This window comes from Arthrobacter sp. NPDC080082 (assembly GCF_040686595.1).
Lineage (GTDB): Bacteria > Actinomycetota > Actinomycetes > Actinomycetales > Micrococcaceae > Arthrobacter.
The window spans coordinates 1-1,598 of sequence record NZ_JBFBKQ010000012.1; the positions used below are offsets into that span (position 1 = coordinate 1).

The 1,598-nt window shown below is 61.8% G+C and carries 1 protein-coding gene; it reads left to right on the plus strand.

From position 1 onward, the window contains the following. Positions 1 to 514: 514 nt before the first annotated feature. Positions 515 to 1,598 (plus strand): M43 family zinc metalloprotease (locus AB0O44_RS16165; protein ID WP_364139074.1); only part of this gene is annotated, 1,084 nt, incomplete at its 3' end.

A 1,598-nucleotide genomic window follows, 5' to 3' on the forward strand; every position in this document is an offset into this window, starting at 1 on the left:
GCCGCATCGACTCGTCCCCCACCACCGGCACCAAAACCACCCTCACCCGATGACCCACCCACAACACAAATTCACGCCCCATCGCCGGCCCCAGCCAACGACCTCGGGTGCTTTGAAGGAACACATGAATCGCAAACGGTTTACCGCCGCTCTCGCAGGTGCTTTGCTGGTCTCGGCGTCATCGCTGACATTCGGAGCGGCAGCACCGGGGCTGGCCTCGGAACCGACGGATTCGTCAACGACCATCAGTACTCCCACGGCGACCAGTTCGCCGTCCGTCGGATCCTCATCCGCCCCTACGAATCAGACCGTTGCAACCCCCACTGCAACGGCGACAGCTACTGACACGTCCACCGGTTCGGGCACGAGCATCCCGGTTCAGGGACCCACCCCGGAGCCTCCGGTACCCGAACAGACCGGCGGCGCACCTACCAGCGTCCATGTCTTCCAAACCCCCCCATTGGAAGGCGCTAAGGGTGCGTCGGCTAGGACTCTTGGTACAGAGTCATACTCATTGGCCAGGACAGGCAATATCAAAGTCCGGCTGGTCACTGTGCAGCTAACCGACGTCAAAGCCAATATTTCCATGGACTCTGCGGTCTCCGCCGTTCAGGCGACCAGCAACTACTGGGCAACCATGTCGAACGGCCGGCTCAGCATGAGCGTTGCCAGTACCGAGACATTCAACAGTCGCAGTGCCTCCTCAACGCAGCGGTACTCGGACATGATGAACACGATTACCAACGAACTGGGTTGGGTGCCTAACCCCTACACGGCACTCGTGGTATTCGTATCGACTCCCACGCTTTCCGACGGCGCGTACGGCGCAGGCTGGAGCTACAACGGAACAAGCGGCCGGGTCATCATGCCTCTACCGGCCGCCCTTACCCGAAGTGTGCTCACGCACGAGTTCGGTCACGTCCTCGGGCTGATGCACGCCAACAGCCTCCAGTGCGGCAGTGGCGCCCAGGATGTGGCGACAAACAGTGACGGTACCTTTGCTGACCCGTCCTGCAGCATCAGGGAGTACGGCGACAGCATGGACCTCATGGGGGTTTCCCAGTCCTCCCAGCCCACAATCAGCTCGACACTGTGGGAGTACGGCGGCTTTGGAACCGGCCGAGAAGTCCGGGACCTTGGCAAAGCCGGAAATAGCACCGCCTACACCCTCACCGCATGGAGTGGCACGGCCGATGGCCGTGCTGTGAAGTTCACGGATCCGGTAAGTGGGGAGGTCTACTACCTGGAGTTGCGGCTGCCTGTCGGCTATGACGCTGCGACCGCCGTCAACGGCAATCGCGGAGTGAAAATCGTGCAGCAACTCGGGGCAGGGTCCCTCATCCTCATGCCAGACTCCCACCCCTTCGCCGGTTACTACAGCACGCGGCACGCGTGGCAAGCGGGAGAGGTATTCACGACTCACGCGGGGACGCGGGTAACCGTCAATTGGATCTCAGGTACCGCCGCGGGTGTGACGATTGAGTCGACGGCGGCCATGGCCGTCAAGGCGATTGCTGATGTGGCGGCTGTTTCTCCCGGGCTTGGTAAGTCGGTTTCGGGTTTGAAGACCGGGTTGCGGGGAGGTGTTTCGCAGGGGT